Below are 18,329 nucleotides of genomic sequence, written 5' to 3' on the forward strand. Positions count from 1 at the left end.
GGCCAGAAACCTGGAAATCCATGGTCGAGAGCCGGCGCCCAAGGCACCGGCTCTCTTTATGCTTGGCATGCGTAACATGCTTGACGCTTCCAACCGCGACAGCGCGTCGCGGCCAGAAGCCGGCTGCCATGATAGCAAGCCCCGCGCCACGATTTAAGTGGCATTGGCCAGCAGCATGTCACGGATCTTGCCGATGGCCCGCGTCGGGTTGAGCCCCTTGGGGCAGACGGCGACGCAGTTCATGATGCCGCGGCAGCGGAACACGCTGAACGGATCCTCCAGCTCGGCCAGGCGCTCGCGTGTCGCGGTGTCGCGCGAATCGGCCAGGAAGCGGTAGGACTGCAGCAGACCGGCCGGGCCGACGAACTTGTCCGGATTCCACCAGAACGACGGGCACGAGGTCGAGCAGCAGGCGCACAGGATACATTCGTAGAGCCCGTCGAGCTTGTCGCGGTCCTCCGGCGACTGCAGGCGTTCGATGGCCGGCGCCGGGGTGTCGTTCTGCAGGTACGGCTGGATGCGCTCGTACTGCTTGTAGAACAGCCCCATGTCGACTGCCAGGTCGCGCACCACCGGCAGGCCCGGCAGCGGGCGCAGCACCAGCTTGTTGTCCTTGACCACGTCGGACAGCGAGGTGATGCAGGCCAGGCCGTTCTTGCCGTTCATGTTCATGCCGTCGGAGCCGCACACGCCCTCGCGGCAGCTGCGACGGAAGGCCAGGGTCGTGTCCTGGGCCTTGAGCATCTCCAGCACGTTCAGCACCATCAGGTCACGGCCCTGGGTGTCGAGCTGGTACTCCTGCATGTAGGGCGCGGAGTCGGTTTCCGGGTTGTAGCGGTAAATGGATACCTGAAGCATCTCGTGACTCCCCTCAGTAGGTACGGACTTTCGGCTCGAAGGTGGCGACGGTCTTCGGCTTGAAGTTGACGTCACGCTTGCCGACACGCTTCTCGGCCGGGAAGTACATGGAGTGCTTCAGCCAGTTGGCGTCGTCGCGATCCGGGTAGTCGTAGCGCGAATGGGCGCCGCGGCTCTCCTTGCGCTCCAGAGCGGCGATGGCGGTAGCTTCGGCCACTTCCATCAGGTTGTCGAGCTCAAGCGCCTCGACGCGGGCGGTATTGAAGGCACCGGACTTGTCGACCAGGTGCGCCTCGCCGATGCGACCGCGCAGGTCGGCCAGCTTCTTGACGCCTTCCTGCATGTGATCCTCCTGGCGGAACACGCCGAAGGCGTTCTGCATGATGCTCTGCAGCTCGGTCTTGAGCGCCGCCACGGATTCGCCACCCTTGGACTCGTTCCAGCGGGTCATGCGCTGCATGGCCGCCTCGACGTCGGACTCGGAGGCCGCCAGGTAATCGATGCCTTCGTTGAGTGCGCCTTCGATGAACATGCCGGAAGCGCGGCCGAACACCACCAGGTCGAGCAGCGAGTTGCCGCCCAGGCGGTTGGCTCCATGCACCGATACACAGGCTGCTTCGCCGCAGGCGAAAAGGCCGTTGACGATGCGGTCGTTGCCGTCGGCGTCCTGCATGATCGCCTGGCCATGCACGTTGGTCGGAATACCGCCCATCATGTAGTGACAGGTCGGCACGACCGGGATCGGCGCCTTGACCGGGTCGGCGTGGGCGAAGATCTTGGACAGCTCGCTGATGCCGGGCAGGCGCTTGTTAAGCACCTCTTCGCCCAGATGGTCGAGCTTGAGGTAGACGTGGTCGCCCTTCTCGCCGCAGCCGCGGCCCTCGAGGATCTCCATGACCATGGAACGCGCCACCACGTCGCGGCCGGCGAGGTCCTTGGCGTTGGGCGCATAGCGCTCCATGAAGCGCTCGCCGTCCTTGTTGACCAGGTAGCCGCCTTCCCCACGGCAGCCTTCGGTGACCAGCACGCCGGCGCCGTAGATACCGGTCGGGTGGAACTGCCACATCTCCATGTCCTGCATCGGGAAGCCGGCGCGCAGCGCCATACCGATGCCGTCACCAGTATTGATCAACGCATTGGTGGTGGAGGCGTAGATGCGGCCAGCGCCGCCGGTGGCGAGCACCGTGGCCTTGGACTGAACGTGCACCACCTCACCGGTCTCGATGCACATGGCGATGCAGCCGACCACGTCGCCGTTGGCATTCTTGACCAGGTCCACCGCGAACCACTCGTTGAGGAACACGGTGTTGTTCTTCAGGTTGTTCTGGTAAAGGGTGTGCAGCAGGGCGTGACCGGTACGGTCGGCCGCGGCACAGGTACGCGCCGCCTGGCCGCCTTCGCCGAAGTTCTTCGACTGGCCGCCGAACGGGCGCTGATAGATACGGCCGTTATCGAAACGCGAGAATGGCAGCCCCATGTGCTCCAGCTCGAACACGGCCTTGGGGCCCTCGGAGCACATGTACTCGGCGGCGTCCTGGTCGGTGATGTAGTCACCGCCCTTGACCGTGTCGTACATGTGCCAGCGCCAGTCGTCGTTGGGGTCGGCCGAGGCGATGGCGCAGGTGATGCCGCCCTGGGCGGACACGGTGTGCGAGCGCGTCGGAAAGACCTTGGAGAGCACGGCGGTCTTCTTGCCGGACTTGGCCAGCTCTAGCGCGGCCCGCAGACCGGAGCCGCCACCGCCGATGATGATGGCGTCGTAGGACAAGGTACGCATGGTAGGCATGAATCAGGCTCCCCAAAGAACAATGATGCCCCAAACCAGGAACACGAAGATGGCCAGGATGATGACGACCTGGGCGCCGATACGCTGGCCGGTCGACTTGAGGTAGTCGGTGGTCACGGTCCACAGACCCACCCAGGCATGGGCGACGAGGGAGATAATCGCCAGCAGCGAGAAGATGCGCATCCAGGTCTGGGCAAACAGGTTGCTCCAGGTGATGTAGTCGAGGCCCGGATTGAAGAGCAGGTACGCGACGATGAAAACCGTGTAGAGCGCGAGAATGACCGCCGTTACGCGCTGGATCAGCCAGTCGGAGAGGCCGCTGCGACCCAGATTGGTGATGTTGGTTACCATACCCAGACTCCCGCCAGAATGATCAGAACGGCACTCGCCACCACGGTGATCTGCGCCTTCTTGGTGCCCCCTTCCAGGGTCACGCCATAACCGGCGTCCATCAGCATATGGGTGATGCCGGCCACAAAGTGAAACGCCAGAGAGGACAGCAGACCCCAGGCGATCAGTTTGGCCAGGACATTGTTGGCCAGCGTATCGCGGACGGCGATGAAGCCTTCCGGTGACGACAGCGACTTGTCGAGGGCCCAGAAGGCAAAGATGAGGCCCACGAAAAGAATGACGCCGCTGATCCGATGAGCGATCGACGTAAGGGCGGGTAGCGGAAACTGTATCGTGGTGAGGTCTAGGTTGACGGGTCGTTTGCTATTCACGGCTCTATACACACTCTCTTGGCTCGCTCTTGCAGTGGGACCAGGCTCAAGCGGGCGGTGGTTTGAGGTAGGGGCTCGCCGCTGCCGGGACGGGCATGACAACGAGTACCTGCCAGTCGCGCGGAGTGGATTATAGGGATATGAACACCCAGTGACAAATACACTCCGGCGGAACTCGACCATGGTTCAAGCTGCTGCTGCCCTTGGCGATTGCACGCCGGAAACGGCCGCCTCGCCGCATCGCGCCGCCTTCAGACGGGACTGATGCAAAGCACCATTATCTATACAAAGCTTGTATTGTATAGGAAATCCCGCACAACAAAGCAGTCACTTATGCCTAATTGACAATCCCGGGAACGCTTCTATAGTGGGCGAACCTTTTTCGCCGACCAACCCGTCCAACAGGGTTTGCGAAAGAACAGGTTAACGATCAATTCGACTTCGAGAGGAGGCCAGAATGGCTGACAGGAAAGCGACACTGACGGTAGACGGCCTGGAGAAAACCATCGAATTGCCAGTCTACTCAGGCACCCTCGGGCCTGACGTGGTCGATGTACGCGGCCTTGGCGCCGAAGGCCTGTTCACCTACGACCCGGGCTTCATGGCCACCTCCTCCTGCCAGTCGGCGATCACCTATATCGACGGCGCCAAGGGAGTGCTGCTGCATCGCGGCTACCCGATCGACCAGCTGGCCAAGGAATCCAACTTCGTCGAGCTGTGCTACACGCTGCTGTTCGGCGAACTGCCCAACGACGAGCAGTACGCCGACTTCGAGTCACGGGTCCGCAACCACACTATGGTGCACGACCAGATCAACAACTTCTTCAAGGGCTTCCGTCGCGACGCCCATCCGATGTCGATCCTGTGCGGCGTGGTCGGCGGCCTGGCGGCCTTCTATCACGACCACATGGATATCACGGTGGAAGAGGATCGCGTTATCAGCGCGATTCGCCTGGTCGCCAAGATGCCGACCATTGCGGCCATGTCCTACAAGTACAATGTGGGCCAGCCGTTCAACTATCCGCGCAATGACCTGAACTATGCAGAGAACTTCCTCTACATGATGTTCAGCACCCCGTGCGATGAATATAAGGTCAACCCGGTCTACGCCAAGGCAATGGATCGGATCTTCATGCTGCATGCCGATCATGAGCAGAACGCCTCGACCTCCACGGTGCGCCTGGCAGGCTCCACCGGCGCCAACCCCTTCGCCTGCATCAGCGCCGGCATCGCTGCGCTGTGGGGCCCGGCCCACGGCGGCGCCAACGAAGCGGTGCTGAAGATGCTCGACGAGATCGGCGATGATTCCGAAGAGAACATCCAGCGCTTCATCGACAAGGCCAAGGACAAGGACGACCCGTTCAAGCTGATGGGCTTCGGCCACCGCGTCTACCGCAACTTCGATCCGCGCGCCAAGGTGATGAAGGAGACCTGTGACGAGGTGCTGGCAGAGCTGGGTATCGACGATCCGCAGCTGAAGATCGCCAAGCGCCTGGAGCAGATCGCGCTGGAAGATGAATACTTCATCGAGCGCAAGCTGTATCCGAACGTCGACTTCTATTCAGGCATCATCCTCAAGGCCATGGGCATTCCGACCAATATGTTCACGGTGATCTTCGCCGTGTCGCGCACCATCGGCTGGATCTCCCATTGGCACGAGATGCTGTCCAACGACTACAAGATCGGTCGCCCGCGTCAGCTCTACACCGGCCACCCGCAGCGCGACTATCCTGCCAAGTAAGCCGGCAGCCGCGACCCTAGCGGGGCGCCATGTCATGAAGCCGCCTTCGGGCGGCTTCATGCGTCTTGGCCTCGGCGCACTGGCGCCCTCCTCCCGCTCCGCATGCAGCATCACCTATGAAGAGGAAGCACCAATGAGCAACGCCGCTATCACCGTCGCCTTTATCGGGCTTGGCGTCATGGGCTCTCCCATGGCCGGCCACCTGGCCCGCGCAGGGCTTAACGTACGCGTCTACAACCGCACCGAGACCAAAGCCAAATCCTGGGTCGCGGAGCATGGCGGCAGCCATCACACCACGCCGAGGAGGCCGCCCAGGGCGCCGATCTCGTGCTGGTCTGTGTCGGCAACGACGATGATGTGCGCCACGTCACCACGGGGAGTGACGGAGCGCTTCTCGGCATGCACGAAGGCAGCCTGCTGGTCGACCACACCACGGCCTCCTGCGACCTGGCCGCTGAACTGGACGCCGCCTGCCGCGCGCGCGGCGTCGGCTTCCTCGACGCTCCCGTGTCCGGCGGCCAGCAGGGCGCGGAAAATGGCACCCTCACGGTCATGTGCGGCGGCACCGAGGCGGACTTTACCAGGGCCGAAGCCACGCTTCGCTGCTATGCCAAGGCGGTCACGCTCATGGGTCCGGCCGGCAGCGGGCAATTGACGAAGATGGTCAATCAGATCTGCATCGCCGGCTTGGTGCAGGGCCTCGCCGAAGGACTGCATTTCGCCGAACAGGCCGGGCTCGACCAGCAGCGGGTCATCGACGTGATCTCCAAGGGCGCTGCCGGCTCCTGGCAAATGGAGAACCGCCACAAGACAATGATCGCCGATGAGTACGAGCACGGCTTCGCCGTCGACTGGATGCGCAAGGATCTTGGCATCTGCCTAGAGCAGGCTCGGCGGCTCCAGGCCCGGCTTCCGGTCACTGCGCTGGTCGATCAGTTCTATGGTGATGTCCAGGCCTTGGGCGGAGGGCGCTGGGACACGTCAGCTCTGCTCAAGCGGCTGCGCGCGATCGGATGACGCACTCGGGGTGCTGCGCACCGCGCCGCACCCCGTTACGTAAAGCATCAAAAATCTCACCTCGCCCGCTTGACATACGCCATTTTTCACGTTGCCGGCGCCCCATCTCAGGCCGCCCAGCGTTTTCCACACATTCTGTGGATAACCCTGTTAAAAACCCTCCTATAACCCCATCGAATCGGCATGATCAGGGGCCCGGGCTTAGATTGGTCATTTTTTGACCAATTTTAGTGCATTGATTTAAATAGATTTTTTGCAGATGCGAGGGCGCAAGCCGTCAGCCAGGCGATTACCCACAGCCAGGCGGGGCCAGCACTGAACAAGTGGACAAGTCAACCTCTAAACACTGAAAAAACCAGTGCTTTGGCACGAAGAACGCAACAGGAAACCATCCGCACGGATGTTCCGGGCAGAGGCTCAGGCGAAATATCAGAAGAGAATACTGATAGAGATCTTGCAGAAATTGAGAGCTAGAAGTGGCGTCCCATAGGGGGTTCGAACCCCTGTTCCCGCCGTGAAAGGGCGGTGTCCTAGACCACTAGACGAATGGGACGCAAGTCTCTTGACGAGAAATGGTGGAGCCTAGCGGGATCGAACCGCTGACCTCGACACTGCCAGTGTCGCGCTCTCCCAGCTGAGCTAAGGCCCCACATGTCGCGAAGACGAGGCGTATAGTACTGATTCGCCTCGCCTCCGTCAACACCTATTCCGCTTCTCAGCTCGGGTCCATGAAGCCTCCGCAGTTGGAACAGAGGCAACCAGGCCAGTGACACGACGAAGCCAGGGACACGATGGCAGAGCCGCGAAACGAGAGGCCTTAGGCCAGCTCGCGGAACTCCTTCTCGAAGCGCTTGGCCTGCTTTTTCGAGACACCACCCAGCACCTCGATGGCATGTCGCAGCCTGGCCCGGGTTACGTCGGAACCGAGTATGGCCATGGCATCCATGACGGAAGTGCTCGACGCCGAACCGGTGATCGCGATAAACACTGGCGCAAGGAAGTCCTTCATCTTCAGCTCGAAGTGCCCAGCAAGCGCCTTCACCTCTTCCAGCAGCAGCGTCTTGTCCCAGGCGGGCACGGCCTCGAAGCGCCAGACCAGGAACTGCAGCAGCCTAACGAGCTCCTCGCGGTCCAGCTTGACGCCGTCGAAGTCCTCGTCCTTGAGTGCCGGCAAGCCAGAAAAGAAGTGGCTTGCCAGGGGCGCGACCTGAGAGAGCGTCTCCACCCGTGTCCTCACCTGCGGCAGGATCTCGCGGAGGTACTCCTCGTTGAAGGCCCATGTCATCAGGGCCTTGAGGAAAGCCTGATCATCCAGATCCTCGCGGATATAAAGCCCATTGAGCCAGGTGAGCTTCTCGAGATCGAACACCGGACCGCCCAGCGACACACGCTGGATATCGAAGTGGGTCATCATCTCGTCGAGGCTGAACTTCTCGCGCTCATCGGGCATTGACCAGCCCATGCGGCCCAGGTAGTTGATCACCGCCTGGGGCAGGAAGCCCATGCGCCGGTAATAGTTGATAGAGGTCGGGTTCTTGCGCTTGGAAAGCTTTGACTTGTCGGGGTTGCGCAGCAGCGGCATGTGGCAGAGCACTGGCATCTGCCAGCCGAAGTAGTCATAAAGAAGCTGATGCTTGGGTGCCGAGTTGATCCACTCCTCACCGCGCAGCACATGGGTGATGCCCATGAGGTGATCGTCGACGACGTTTGCCAGGTGATAGGTGGGCATGCCATCCGACTTGAGCAGGATCTGCGCATCCACCTGCGCCCAATCCACTTCGATGGGGCCACGCAGCATGTCGTCGATGACGCAGGTCCCGACGCTCGGCACCTTCATGCGCACGACATAGGGCCAACCCTCCCGCTCCCGGCGGGCACGCTCGTCCTCCGGCAGGGCCAGGTCGGCAGGCTTGAGCGCCAGGTGCATCCCGGCCGCCTTGCGGGCCTCGCGAAGCTCGTCCAGCTCCTCGCTGGTGCGGTAGCACTTGAAGGCATGACCGGCCTCGATCAGCTGGCGCGCATATTCGGCATAGATGTCGCCGCGCTCGCTCTGCCGGTAAGGCCCGTGTGGCCCGCCGACGTCGGGCCCCTCGTCCCACTCGAGCCCCAACCAGCGCAGCGAGTCGAGAATCATCTGCTCGGATTCCGACGTTGAACGAACCCGGTCGGTGTCTTCGATGCGAAGAATGAACTGCCCGCCGTGCTGTCGTGCGAAGCAGAGGTTGAACAGCGCGATATAAGCCGTGCCGACGTGGGGATCGCCGGTCGGCGATGGCGCGATACGGGTACGTACGGTCATGTCGTCCTTATCCGTTGTGGATGGCATGGCGGCATTATACGCACCTGCCGAGTGTCCGACAGCCGCGCTCGGCTCGGCATTGCCCGGGCAACTCGCCCACGCACCTTGGCGGGCGCTCAACGGGTCGAAACATCTACAGAAAGGATTTTTATCGTTGATTGCCCGGATTTGCACAGACTGTAAAGTTACAAGACCATTCTCTCCCACCTCGTTCGGCAGGCTGACAGATGGAATCCCTGGGAAATCGAATCAAGCGGCTCCGCTTGCAGGCCAAGCTAAACAAGGCCGCGCTGGCCAGGCAGGTTGGCGTTTCGGATGTCACCGTCTCCTATTGGGAGTCGGGCGCGATCAAGCAGATCGGCCACGAGCGGCTGCTGGCCCTGGCCGGCGCGCTGGGCTGCTCCCTGCAGGCGCTGCTCGACGACGACCCCCGGCCAGCAACCGGCATCCTCGTGCTGGAAAGCACCCCGCCCGTGCCTTGGCTGAACCTTGGCGCGCACGCTGCCAACCTGGATCAGGCCTTGCCTCCCGGAACCCACTGGCAGGGAGAATGGTATCTGGTCACGCCCGCCCCTGGGGTGCATTTCGACTACCTCGAGAGAGGAGACCTGGCAGCCTTTGGCGCTACCGAAGCGTTCGAGGCGCCCGGGCACTACCTGATTGAAGACGACACCCTGTTCATCGGCAGGCTCGAGCAGAGCATCAGCGGCAAGCTGCTGTGCCAACGTTCCGGCCGGCTGGGTGACGTTCCGCAGCCGCTTGGCAACCAGGCCCGGGTGGTGGGCAAGCTGCTGGCCCGGTGGCGGTCTACCCTGGCCTGAGTCGGCGCCTTCAATCAACTTGCAGCACCTCGACGCGATCGCTGGTACGGCGTGGCTCGCTGCCGATCAGCAAACGATGGGAATAAGCAATGGTCTGACCCAACCCATGCCGCGAGGTCTGAACCAAGGGACCGGCCAGATACTGCCCCTGTTCACCGATACGCTCGCGAACACCGGCAGGCTGCACATTGGCCTCAGTCAACAGCACATTGATGGTATAGCCGCCATCGGGAAGGCCGCTGCCCGGGCCGAAAGGTCCTGCGTTGAAGCCACCCTGCTGCACGCTGGTGCGCGACTGCCAGCGCACGCCGCTGAGTTCACGCTCGACGACGATACGCAGCAGCGCGCCATCCGGCAGGTTGGTCTCGCCCTCCACCATCAACCGTCTGTCGGGGCGCAGCGAGGCCGAAGCCTCGACCTCCACCTCAAGCGGGTCGACGGGCGCCACCTCGGCGACCGGCGGCTCGGCTTCGTCTGGCGGCGGCGCCTCAGCGCCTTGCGGCTCCTGCAGCGCTCCGTTGGTCGCCTCATCCCCATTGTCATCCCCGCCACAGCCCGCCAGCAGCAGCATGATACCTCCCGCATAGACCAGTCGACGGCGTGTCTTCATGGGCATCCTCCAGACGATTCGTGCCTTTCTAGACTACCATCGCGGCGGTCAGTTCGTCCTGCCGGTCAACGGGAAAGGGCTTGCCGGCACCTTGCGTCTCAGGCAATGGGGCGATTCCGACTAACTGTGCTGGGAAAAGATGTAGGGGTAATGCCAGTCTTCATAGGGCACGCAGGCCGATACCTGGACTTCCAGGAAGGCCATGCGCGACGTGATCTCACCGCACTCCTGCAGGGTGAAAAAAGGCCCGACCTCCTTAACCTCACCGCGCTCCTTGAAGGTGAAGCGATACAGCGTCGGCGGCAGGCCTTCATGCTGGGCCATACGGTCCGCGTAGGTATCCAACATGTCCACTGCCGTGCTGAAGACATTACACAGGTTGGCGTAGCGGCTGAGCATTTCGGCTGAGACGGGCATGGCGTCGGAGCTCTGCTGCAGGAACTCCCCCATGAGGCAATAGAGCTTCTTGTTCTCCAGGATGCCCTGTGACAAGTCAAAGAGATAGCTATGGTTGACCACGAGCTCGGCTACACCAGCGGTGTAGGCAAGCCGGGCTTGCTGATATTGCGCCTGCCTTGGCTCCTGCCCCTGCCCTTCTGCGACCCGAATGGCAGAATGCAAGGGCCACAGCGCATTTCCCAACGCAAACGTCATGAAGAGTAACAAAGCGAACGCCGGCGCCTTGCGCTCGAGCATTCCTAGCCTTTTTTCCAATTCATCCTGAACATGTCCCTTCCTCCTGCGCTAGCTATTCTTAGATGTTGAATTCGACTCCTCGATAAAACCGGCGCGCAGCTCATTGCTGCACCCAGCGGGCACAGCGAGAGATGCGATTCAGCAGCAACCTGCCACCGTCATGACGGTCGATGACAGCTCATCATGTGCACAGCGTGCTCCCTGGCGACTGCGCCCCGATGGGGTGGCATGAAGGTAATAGCAATGCGCCCCTCACGGCGGCAAGGTGACCGAAGCGGCCGGCCGTGAATGACGGGAAGCATTGAATGACTGCCCAAGGGCAAGAACCGGACAGCACAGCGCAAGGGCCATGAGAAAGCCCGACGCTCGTCGGGCTTCGATCCCAAGTCCTTTTGCCTGCCATGAACCTCCTGTTCATGCCTCCCTGGGTTGGGCTGGTCGTCCTGACCCGCTTCCTTGCAAGAGCGTCCATGCTCCCCGCCGACTAAGGTGACATTTCGCTACACTCGATGAATTAACATGTGTTAACAAAATTGTAGGAAATTGACTGAAACTTTGTAGGATATAGCTTACAAAAGAGCGCTCAAAAGCTTCGACACAGGGAGGCGGCGCTGCGGCAAGCAGGGTCTGCCAACCTGACACAGCCATCGGCAGGCTGGTAAAATGAGTGGTCATCCCCCAACCCGTGATCCCGATGCGTCAGCTCGACCGTACCTTTTCCGTGGCGCCCATGATGGATTGGACGACCCGCGATTACCGGGCCTTCGCCCGTACCCTGACCCGCCAGGCGCTGCTCTATACCGAGATGGTGACCACCGGCGCCATCCTGCACGGCAGCCCGCGGGAGCGTTTCCTCGGTTACGACGAGGTCGAGCATCCCATCGCACTGCAGCTTGGCGGCAGCGATCCGGGCGAACTGGCCGAGTGCGCGGCGATTGCCGAGGCGTGGGGCTATGACGAGGTGAACCTCAACGTCGGCTGTCCCAGCGACCGGGTGCAGAACAACCTGATCGGCGCCTGCCTGATGGGCCACCCGGAAAAGGTCGCCGCGGCGGTGCGCGCCATGCGCGAAGCCGTCGCCATCCCGGTCACCGTGAAGTGTCGCATCGGCATCGACGACCAGGACGAGGACGCCGACCTGGAGCGCTTCATCGCCCAGGTGGCGGACGCCGGCTGCGAGACCTTCATCGTGCATGCCCGCAAGGCGTGGCTTAAGGGGCTCTCGCCCAAGGAGAATCGCGATATCCCGCCGCTCAACTATCCGCGGGTGCATCGCTTGAAGGCCAGCCGGCCGGAGCTGCACATCGGCATCAACGGCGGCATCAAGACGCTGGAAGAGTGCCGCGAGCAACTGAATCACGTCGACAGCGTGATGGTGGGCCGCGAAGCCTACCAGAACCCCTGGCTGCTGGCCGGAGTGGACCGGGCGCTGTACGGCATCGAGGGACCAGCCAGGAGCCGCCACGCCGCAGCCCGCGCCTTTCGCCCCTACATCGCCCAGCGGCTGGAAGAGGGCGCCAAGCTCAACCACGTGACCCGCCACCTGCTGGGCCTGTTCCAGGGCCAGCCGGGAGGGCGCCGTTTCCGCCGTCATCTCTCCGAGAACGGGCACCTGGACGGCGCCTGCCTGCGGGTGTACGACGACGCCCTGAGCCTGGTGCCGGAGCGGGAGCCCGCCGAAACGGCCTGAGCCGCCTCAATAAAGCGGATCGGGGAGCGGCTCGAGGCTGGAATGAAAGGTCTCGATGGCGCTCTCGGCCTCCTCGATGGCATCGAAGCGGGCGATGTGGAACAGCGCCTCGCCCTCGTTGGCCAGCGGCAGCCGGCTCATGCCGATCACGATGCCGTCGGCCATGGCTCGGACGCTGGCCTCCGCATTGCCGAAGGGGTCCGCGACCTTGCCCAGCACGTCGCCCTTGGCCACCCGCGCGCCGAGCCGCACCTTGGGACGCAGGATGCCGTCGATCGGTGCGCGTGCCCAGCTCGACCCATTGGCCAGCTCGGCCAGCGGCGGCGGGCGACGTCGGTGCTCGCCTGTCAGCATGCCGAGTCGGCGCATCACCCGCAGCACCCCGCGCACGCCAGGGGCGATGGCCCACTCGTCGAAGCGCAGTGCTTCGCCCGCCTCATAGGTCAGGACCGGGATGCCGCGGGTCTGGGCATAGTGACGCAGGCTGCCTTCGCGCAGCTCGGCGTTCAGGATCACGGGCGCGCCGAAGGAATTGGCCATGCGCTCGGTCTCGCTGCCGGGACTGAGCTGGGCGCGTATCTGCGGCAGGTTGGTGCGGTGAATGGCGCCGGTATGCAGATCGATGATGTGCGTGGCGTGATCGACGATCTGCTCGCGAAAGAGTGCCGCCACCCGCGCCCCCAGCGAACCTGTCTCGCTACCGGGAAAGCAACGGTTGAGGTCGCGCCGGTCGGGCAGGTAGCGGCTGTGCTGCATGAAGCCGAACACGTTGACGATGGGCACTGCGATCAGGGTGCCGTGCAAGCCCTGGATCTGGCGGCGCATCAGCCGGCGCACGATCTCCACGCTGTTGATCTCGTCGCCGTGAATGCCGCCGCAAACCAGCAGCACCGGACCGTCCAGGCGGCCATGCACGACTTCCACGGGGATGTGCAGGGGGCGTGGGTGTAGAGTCGCGCTACCGGCACGTCGATCTGCAGCCGACTGCCTGGCTTGACCCGGGTACCGGCGAGTTCGAAGGAGGGTCGAGCCATGGGCAACTCCGTGACAGGAAACGACGTTTCCTTTATACCGCAGTGCGTTAGGCTTGACGAGGCAGGGCCAACCAACCATACATAGCTGTATGTAAAAACTCTCAATTGGGTTAGAATAGCCCTATCGCTGGTCTGCACGAAGAGAGTCGTCCCCATCATGGCCCGACGTACCAAAGCGGAAGCCGCCGCCACCCGAGAAATGCTGCTCGACGCTGCAGAAGCCATCTTCCTCGAGCACGGCGTCGCACGCACCTCGCTGGAGCAGATCGCCCGTCACGCCGGCATGACGCGCGGCGCCGTCTACTGGCATTTCCGCAACAAGGCCGACCTGTTTCGCGCCATGCTGGACCGGGTGCGCATGCCATTTCGCGAACTGGTCGAGGAGATCGACGAACCTTCGCTGGCCAATGCGCCTCTCGAAGCCGTTCGGCTGGCATGCCGCCAAGGCTTCGTCAGGCTGGAGCAGCCTCGCTACCGCCGCGTCTACGCGATCCTGATCCATCATTGCGAGGTCTTCGGCGAGATTGATCCCCTGGCCATGCAGAACGAGATTGCCCAGGAGTCATGCGGCGCCCTCATCGAGTACTTCGGTGTCGCCGCCCAGCAGCAGCGACTGCGCGAGGATATCTCGCCCGAGCAGGCTGCCCGTCTCCTGCAGGCATCGCTGGGCGGGCTGTTCCACGACTGGCTGCGCAACCACGAGCCATATTCACTGGTAGAGCGCGGCATGGAGCTGGTGGATACTCTGCTGCGTCTGGTCGCCCGCGAGCCGGGCGCCAGCGCCGAACGTTGAGCACCTGCACAGTAGTACAAGAGCAAGCATTCCGTTTTCTGAAAGCGTGCAACTTGACGCCCCAGCAGCTAGATTGCGTCATCGTCGATCAAGGCAGGGAGGCCCACCATGAAACGCGCCATCGCGTGGCTTTTGCTCATTGCGCTGGGCCTGTCAGGCTGTGACGACACGGAAGAGCACACCGAGCCCACCACGCGGGTGGTGAAGCTTTACCAGGCCGGGCAGCAGGAGATCGCGCCCAGCCGGCGCTTCGTCGGCCGTGTCGCGGCGCTGCAGAGCGTCGATCTCTCCTTTCGCGTCAGCGGTCGGCTGCAGGAATTTCCAGCCGTCCAGGGCACGGTAATTCCTCGCGGCGAGCTGATCGCCCGCCTCGACCCCACCGACTACGAGCTCGCCGTGCGCCGCGCCGAGGCGGAGCAGGAGCTGGCCAGGCGCCAGATGGAGCGCCAGCGCAGCCTGTTGCAGCAGAACGCCGTCGCCCAGGCCAGCTTCGATGCGGCCCGCACCGAGTACGAGCTCGCCGACGTTCAGCTGGATAGCGTCAGGCGCGACCTCGAGCACACCACCCTGGAAGCCCCTTCGATGCCCTGGTGACACGGCGCCTGGTCGACAACCACAGCAACGTGCCGGCCAATGCCGAGATCGTGCGCGTGCAGGATGTATCCGAACTGCGCATACGCATCAACGTGCCCGAATCGCTGGTGCGTCATCTCGAAGATCCTACGCGCTTCCGGGTGCGGGCGGAGCTCGCTTCGATACCGGGCCGGCAATTTTCCCTGGTCTTTCGCGAACTCGTCACCGAACCCGACCCGGTTGCCCAGACCTACGAAGTCGAATTCGCGCTGGACGACGACCACCCCCTGCTTGCGTTGCCCGGCATGACCGCCAGCGTCTTCGTTGAGCTGCGCGAGGCGGTCATGCCGCCCATCGTGATGGTGCCGGCCAGCGCGCTGGCCAAGGACGAGGCCGGCCGGTTCCATGTCTGGCGCTATGACGAGGACAGCCAGTCCGTCTCGGCCCAGCCGGTAACCGTCGGCGAAATCAGCGGCGACCATGTCGCCGTGATCGCCGGACTACCTCACGGCGAGACGATCGTCGCCGCCGGCGTGCACCTGCTGCGCGAGGGCATGTCGGTCACACCGCTGCGAGATTCACTGTAAGGAGCCGCGCATGGATATCGCACGACGCTCCATCGAGCGCCCGCTCAATACCTGGCTGATCGTGGTGGTGTGCTTCTTCGGAGGATTGTGGGGTTTCAACACCTTGGGCAAGCTGGAAGACCCTGCCTTCACCATTCCCAACGCCATCATCAACACCCCCTACCCCGGCGCCACCGCCAGTGAAGTCGAGGAGGAGGTCACCGAACGGCTGGAGCGTGCCATCCAGGAGCTGCAGCAGATCGATGTGATCTCCTCCACCTCGCTGCCCGGGCGCTCCGAGATCGAGGTAGAAGTCCACTCCGACTATCGCAGCCACGAGCTGCCCCAGATCTGGGACGAGTTGCGACGCAAGATCAACGACACCCAAGGGGCACTTCCCGCCGGCGCCCAGCCGTCGCAGGTCAACGACGACTTCGGCGAGGTCTATGGTCTGTTCTACGCGGTCACGGCCGAAGGCTTTTCGGCGCAGGAGATCCGCGACATCTCCACCTTCCTGCAGCGGGAGCTGCTGACCGTGCCCGGCGTGGCCAGGGTCACCACGGCGGGCGAGCGCGAGGAGACGATCTACGTCGAGATCCCCAACGAGCGCCTGACCACGCTCGGCATCCCCGTGGAGCAGGTGGTCAACACCATCCAGACGGAGAACACGGTGGAGGACGCCGGGGCGCTGCGCGTGGGCGACAGCCATGTGCGCATCGTCGCCCGTACCGCGGTCGACAGCGTGACCGCGATCGAGGCAATACGCATCGGGCGGCCCGGCACCACCGAGCAGATCTCGCTGGTCGATATCGCCAACGTCTATCGCCAGCCGAGCGAGATTCCCGGCCACCTCGTACGTCACAACGGTACCGATGCCTTCACCCTCGCGGTGGCCGGCATCGAGACGGAAAACATCATCGAGGTGGGCGACGCGGTCGAGGCGCACCTGCAAAGCCTGCAGGGTCGCATTCCGCTGGGAGTCGAGCTGCACCCCATCTACGAGCAGCACCGCGTCGTCGATGACGCCATCAATGACTTCCTGCTCAACCTGGCCATGTCGGTCTCCATCGTGATCGGCGTCCTCTGTCTGTTCATGGGCTGGCGCATCGGCCTGGTGGTGGGGGCCACCCTGCTGCTCACCGTGCTCGGCACCCTGCTGTTCATGGCGCTGCTGAACATCGAGATGGAGCGTATCTCGCTGGGGGCGCTGATCATCGCGATGGGCATGCTGGTGGACAACGCCATCGTGGTGGCGGAAGGCATGGTCATCAACATGAAGCGCGGGCAGAACGCCACCGAAGCCGCCAGTGCCGCCGCTCGACGCACCCAGATCCCGCTGCTCGGGGCCACCGTCATCGGCATCATGGCCTTCGCCGGGATCGGGCTGTCCGACGACGTGACCGGGGAGTTCCTGTTCTCCCTGTTCATGGTCATCCTGATCTCGCTGATGCTCAGCTGGCTGCTGGCCATCACGGTCACGCCGCTGTTCGGCTACTACCTGCTGCGCCAGTCCGGCGACGGCGACGAGGACCCGTACAAGGGCCTGCTCTACCGCCTCTACCGGCGCATGCTGGGCCTGGCCCTCAAGCTGCGGGCTCTGACCGTCGGGCTCCTGGTCACCATCACGGCGCTGTGCTTCTGGGCCTTCGGCTTCATCCCGCAGTCGTTCTTTCCCGACTCCAACACGCCGATCTTCTACGTCAACTACGTGCTCCCCCAGGGCAGCGACATCCGCGCCACGGCGCGCGATGCCCGCGAGATCGACCGCTACCTGCTCGAGCAGCCGGGCGTGGTGGCGGTATCCAGCTTCATCGGCCAGGGGGCCACGCGCTTCATGCTCACCTACGCACCCGAGCAGCCCAACCCCGGCTATGCCCAGTTCATCATCCGCACCGGGAGCCTGGACGACATTCCGGAACTCGACAGGCGCATCTACCGCGAATTGAGCGAGGCCTATCCGAACGCGGAAGTACGCACCCGCCGGCTGCAGTTCGGCCCCGGCGACGGCGCCAGGATCGAGGCGCGCTTCAGCGGCAACGACCCGAGCGTACTGCGCGAGCTGGGCAACGAGGCCCAGCGCAGGATGGCGCAGCAGCCTGCGCTGATCGATATTCGCCAGAACTGGCGCCAGCAGGAGCTGGTGGTGGTGCCAAGGATCAACGAGGAGCGGGCACGCATGGCCGGCGTCGGGCGTGACGAGATCGCCCAGACCCTGCAGTTCGCTTCCTCGGGGTCCAGGCCGGCACCTACAGGGAACACGACACGCTGCTGCCCATCGTGGCTCGCCCCCGGAGTCGGAACGCAACGACGTGGCGCTGCTCGCCGACAGGCTGATCTGGAGCGCCGCCGAGCAGACCTTCATTCCCATCACCCAGGTGGTGGACGCCTTCGAGACCCACAGCGAGGAAGCGCTGATCGTGCGTCGCAACAGGGTGCGCACCCTGACGGTCGAGGCGGATCCCGCCGACGGCTACACCGCCAACCAGGCCTTCACGACGATACGCGAGGAGATCGAGGCCATGGCGTTGCCGCCCGGCTATCGCCTGGCGTGGGGCGGCGAGCATGAGGATTCGGCGGAGGCGCAGGCCGCCCTGGCCCGACAGCTGCCGATCAGTGCGCTGGTGATGCTGCTGACCTCCATCCTGCTGTTCGGCAAGCTGCGTCAGCCGCTGATCATCTGGCTGGTGGTCCCGATGTCGGTGTGCGGAGTGGTGATCGGCCTGCTGGTCACCGGGCTGCCCTTCTCCTTCACCGCCCTGCTGGGCATGCTGAGCCTGTCGGGCATGCTGATGAAGAACGCCATCGTGCTGGTGGATGAGATCGACGCACAGATCGACACCGGCAAGGCGCGCCTGGACGGACTGATCGACGCCAGCGTCAGCCGCCTGCGCCCGGTCCTGCTGGCCGCCGGCACCACCATCCTCGGCATGCTCCCGCTGCTGGCCGACGCCTTCTTCAACAGCATGGCGGTGACCATCATGGGCGGGCTGGCCTTCGCCTCCCTGCTGACGCTGATCGCAGTGCCGGTGCTCTACGCACTGTTCTTCGGCATCCGGCCCGAGCGGCAGCGCCGCAAGGCTTGACCGTCGCCCGCCAGCCGCTTCCTGGCGCTGGCGGGCAGCG

The 18,329-nt window shown here is 63.5% G+C and carries 14 protein-coding genes, 2 tRNA genes and 3 pseudogenes; 9 read left to right on the top strand and 10 right to left on the bottom strand.

The annotated features are described in order from the left end of the window. Positions 1–153: 153 nt before the first annotated feature. From ACUDAL_RS10960 to sdhC, 4 genes are read right to left on the bottom strand one after another with little or no spacing between them, the layout of a single operon-like run. Positions 154–858, bottom strand: a complete 705-nt coding sequence (locus ACUDAL_RS10960; protein ID WP_444678161.1) for a succinate dehydrogenase iron-sulfur subunit — start codon at positions 856–858, stop codon at positions 154–156. A gap of 13 nt (positions 859–871) precedes the next feature. After that, positions 872–2,644 carry a succinate dehydrogenase flavoprotein subunit gene (sdhA, locus tag ACUDAL_RS10965; protein WP_444678162.1) on the bottom strand — a complete coding sequence of 591 codons (1,773 nt, stop codon included), beginning with the start codon at positions 2,642–2,644 and terminating at the stop codon, positions 872–874. Positions 2,645–2,647: 3 nt separating this feature from the next. Then, positions 2,648–2,995: a succinate dehydrogenase, hydrophobic membrane anchor protein gene (gene sdhD, locus ACUDAL_RS10970; RefSeq protein ID WP_444678163.1), complete on the bottom strand. Its 348-nt coding sequence runs from the start codon at positions 2,993–2,995 to the stop codon at positions 2,648–2,650. Then, positions 2,989–3,366 (bottom strand): succinate dehydrogenase, cytochrome b556 subunit, encoded by a 378-nt coding sequence (sdhC, locus tag ACUDAL_RS10975; RefSeq protein WP_444678164.1) that lies wholly within the window; start codon positions 3,364–3,366, stop codon positions 2,989–2,991. The genes sdhD and sdhC overlap by 7 nt, the downstream gene beginning before the upstream one ends. Before the next feature lie 457 nt (positions 3,367–3,823). Between sdhC and gltA the strand changes: the two genes are divergently transcribed. Both gltA and ACUDAL_RS10985 read left to right on the top strand, forming a co-directional pair. Further along, positions 3,824–5,107: a citrate synthase gene (gltA, locus tag ACUDAL_RS10980; RefSeq protein ID WP_444678165.1), complete on the top strand. Its 1,284-nt coding sequence runs from the start codon at positions 3,824–3,826 to the stop codon at positions 5,105–5,107. 133 nt (positions 5,108–5,240) lie between these two features. Beyond that, positions 5,241–6,124: pseudogene (locus tag ACUDAL_RS10985) on the top strand (NAD(P)-dependent oxidoreductase). A gap of 477 nt (positions 6,125–6,601) precedes the next feature. On the opposite strand, the gene ACUDAL_RS10990 reads toward ACUDAL_RS10985, so the two are convergent. The 3 genes from ACUDAL_RS10990 to gltX form a co-directional block, all read right to left on the bottom strand. Continuing rightward, positions 6,602–6,677 (bottom strand) — tRNA-Glu (locus ACUDAL_RS10990). A gap of 20 nt (positions 6,678–6,697) precedes the next feature. After that, positions 6,698–6,773: transfer RNA gene (locus ACUDAL_RS10995), tRNA-Ala, on the bottom strand. A 168-nt stretch (positions 6,774–6,941) separates the two neighbouring features. Continuing rightward, on the bottom strand, positions 6,942–8,423 hold the full coding sequence (gltX, locus tag ACUDAL_RS11000) for a glutamate--tRNA ligase (protein ID WP_444678166.1): 1,482 nt from the start codon (positions 8,421–8,423) through the stop codon (positions 6,942–6,944). 227 nt (positions 8,424–8,650) lie between these two features. Here gltX and ACUDAL_RS11005 point away from each other — a divergent pair, with 227 nt between their 5' ends. Beyond that, positions 8,651–9,244: a helix-turn-helix domain-containing protein gene (locus tag ACUDAL_RS11005; protein WP_444678167.1), complete on the top strand. Its 594-nt coding sequence runs from the start codon at positions 8,651–8,653 to the stop codon at positions 9,242–9,244. Between the two features lie 10 nt (positions 9,245–9,254). On the opposite strand, the gene ACUDAL_RS11010 is transcribed toward ACUDAL_RS11005, so the two are convergent. Beyond that, complete coding sequence (locus ACUDAL_RS11010; protein ID WP_444678168.1) at positions 9,255–9,854, bottom strand: hypothetical protein; 600 nt, start codon at positions 9,852–9,854, stop codon at positions 9,255–9,257. Positions 9,855–9,974: 120 nt separating this feature from the next. After that, positions 9,975–10,550 carry a hypothetical protein gene (locus ACUDAL_RS11015; RefSeq protein WP_444678169.1) on the bottom strand — a complete coding sequence of 192 codons (576 nt, stop codon included), beginning with the start codon at positions 10,548–10,550 and terminating at the stop codon, positions 9,975–9,977. A gap of 694 nt (positions 10,551–11,244) precedes the next feature. On the opposite strand from ACUDAL_RS11015, the gene dusA reads away from it, so the two are divergent. Then, entirely contained in the window at positions 11,245–12,240 is a 996-nt protein-coding gene (gene dusA, locus ACUDAL_RS11020) for a tRNA dihydrouridine(20/20a) synthase DusA (protein ID WP_444679362.1), read from the top strand. Positions 12,241–12,246: 6 nt separating this feature from the next. Here the strand turns inward: dusA and ACUDAL_RS11025 are convergent. Continuing rightward, positions 12,247–13,274, bottom strand: a pseudogene (locus ACUDAL_RS11025) (succinylglutamate desuccinylase/aspartoacylase family protein). 157 nt (positions 13,275–13,431) lie between these two features. Here ACUDAL_RS11025 and ACUDAL_RS11030 point away from each other — a divergent pair. The 5 genes and pseudogenes from ACUDAL_RS11030 to ACUDAL_RS11050 all read left to right on the top strand — a co-directional run bounded on the left by ACUDAL_RS11030 (position 13,432) and on the right by ACUDAL_RS11050 (position 18,289). Then, positions 13,432–14,067 (top strand): TetR family transcriptional regulator, encoded by a 636-nt coding sequence (locus tag ACUDAL_RS11030; RefSeq protein WP_444678170.1) that lies wholly within the window; start codon positions 13,432–13,434, stop codon positions 14,065–14,067. Between the two features lie 108 nt (positions 14,068–14,175). Continuing rightward, positions 14,176–14,661 carry an efflux RND transporter periplasmic adaptor subunit gene (locus tag ACUDAL_RS11035; protein ID WP_444678171.1) on the top strand — a complete coding sequence of 162 codons (486 nt, stop codon included), beginning with the start codon at positions 14,176–14,178 and terminating at the stop codon, positions 14,659–14,661. Then, a complete protein-coding gene (locus tag ACUDAL_RS11040; protein WP_444678172.1) occupies positions 14,658–15,227 on the top strand; it encodes an efflux RND transporter periplasmic adaptor subunit in 570 nt (189 codons plus the stop codon). The genes ACUDAL_RS11035 and ACUDAL_RS11040 overlap by 4 nt, the downstream gene beginning before the upstream one ends. Positions 15,228–15,237: 10 nt before the next feature. Continuing rightward, a pseudogene (locus tag ACUDAL_RS11045) lies at positions 15,238–17,385 on the top strand (efflux RND transporter permease subunit); the annotation flags it as partial. 130 nt (positions 17,386–17,515) lie between these two features. After that, positions 17,516–18,289 carry an efflux RND transporter permease subunit gene (locus ACUDAL_RS11050; RefSeq protein ID WP_444678173.1) on the top strand — a complete coding sequence of 258 codons (774 nt, stop codon included), beginning with the start codon at positions 17,516–17,518 and terminating at the stop codon, positions 18,287–18,289. Positions 18,290–18,329: the final 40 nt, after the last annotated feature.

The organism is Halomonas sp. E19 (assembly GCF_052439355.1).
GTDB lineage: Bacteria > Pseudomonadota > Gammaproteobacteria > Pseudomonadales > Halomonadaceae > Halomonas.

Bases quoted from the DNA above. Each gene is read 5' to 3' on its own strand.
- ACUDAL_RS10960 (WP_444678161.1), bottom strand. From the start codon at position 858: ATGCTTCAGGTATCCATTTACCGCTACAACCCGGAAACCGACTCCGCG.
- sdhA (WP_444678162.1), bottom strand. From the start codon at position 2,644: ATGCCTACCATGCGTACCTTGTCCTACGACGCCATCATCATCGGCGGT.
- sdhD (WP_444678163.1), bottom strand. From the start codon at position 2,995: ATGGTAACCAACATCACCAATCTGGGTCGCAGCGGCCTCTCCGACTGG.
- gltA (WP_444678165.1), top strand. From the start codon at position 3,824: ATGGCTGACAGGAAAGCGACACTGACGGTAGACGGCCTGGAGAAAACC.
- gltX (WP_444678166.1), bottom strand. From the start codon at position 8,423: ATGACCGTACGTACCCGTATCGCGCCATCGCCGACCGGCGATCCCCAC.
- ACUDAL_RS11005 (WP_444678167.1), top strand. From the start codon at position 8,651: ATGGAATCCCTGGGAAATCGAATCAAGCGGCTCCGCTTGCAGGCCAAG.
- ACUDAL_RS11010 (WP_444678168.1), bottom strand. From the start codon at position 9,854: ATGAAGACACGCCGTCGACTGGTCTATGCGGGAGGTATCATGCTGCTG.
- ACUDAL_RS11015 (WP_444678169.1), bottom strand. From the start codon at position 10,550: ATGCTCGAGCGCAAGGCGCCGGCGTTCGCTTTGTTACTCTTCATGACG.
- dusA (WP_444679362.1), top strand. From the start codon at position 11,245: ATGCGTCAGCTCGACCGTACCTTTTCCGTGGCGCCCATGATGGATTGG.
- ACUDAL_RS11030 (WP_444678170.1), top strand. From the start codon at position 13,432: ATGGCCCGACGTACCAAAGCGGAAGCCGCCGCCACCCGAGAAATGCTG.
- ACUDAL_RS11035 (WP_444678171.1), top strand. From the start codon at position 14,176: ATGAAACGCGCCATCGCGTGGCTTTTGCTCATTGCGCTGGGCCTGTCA.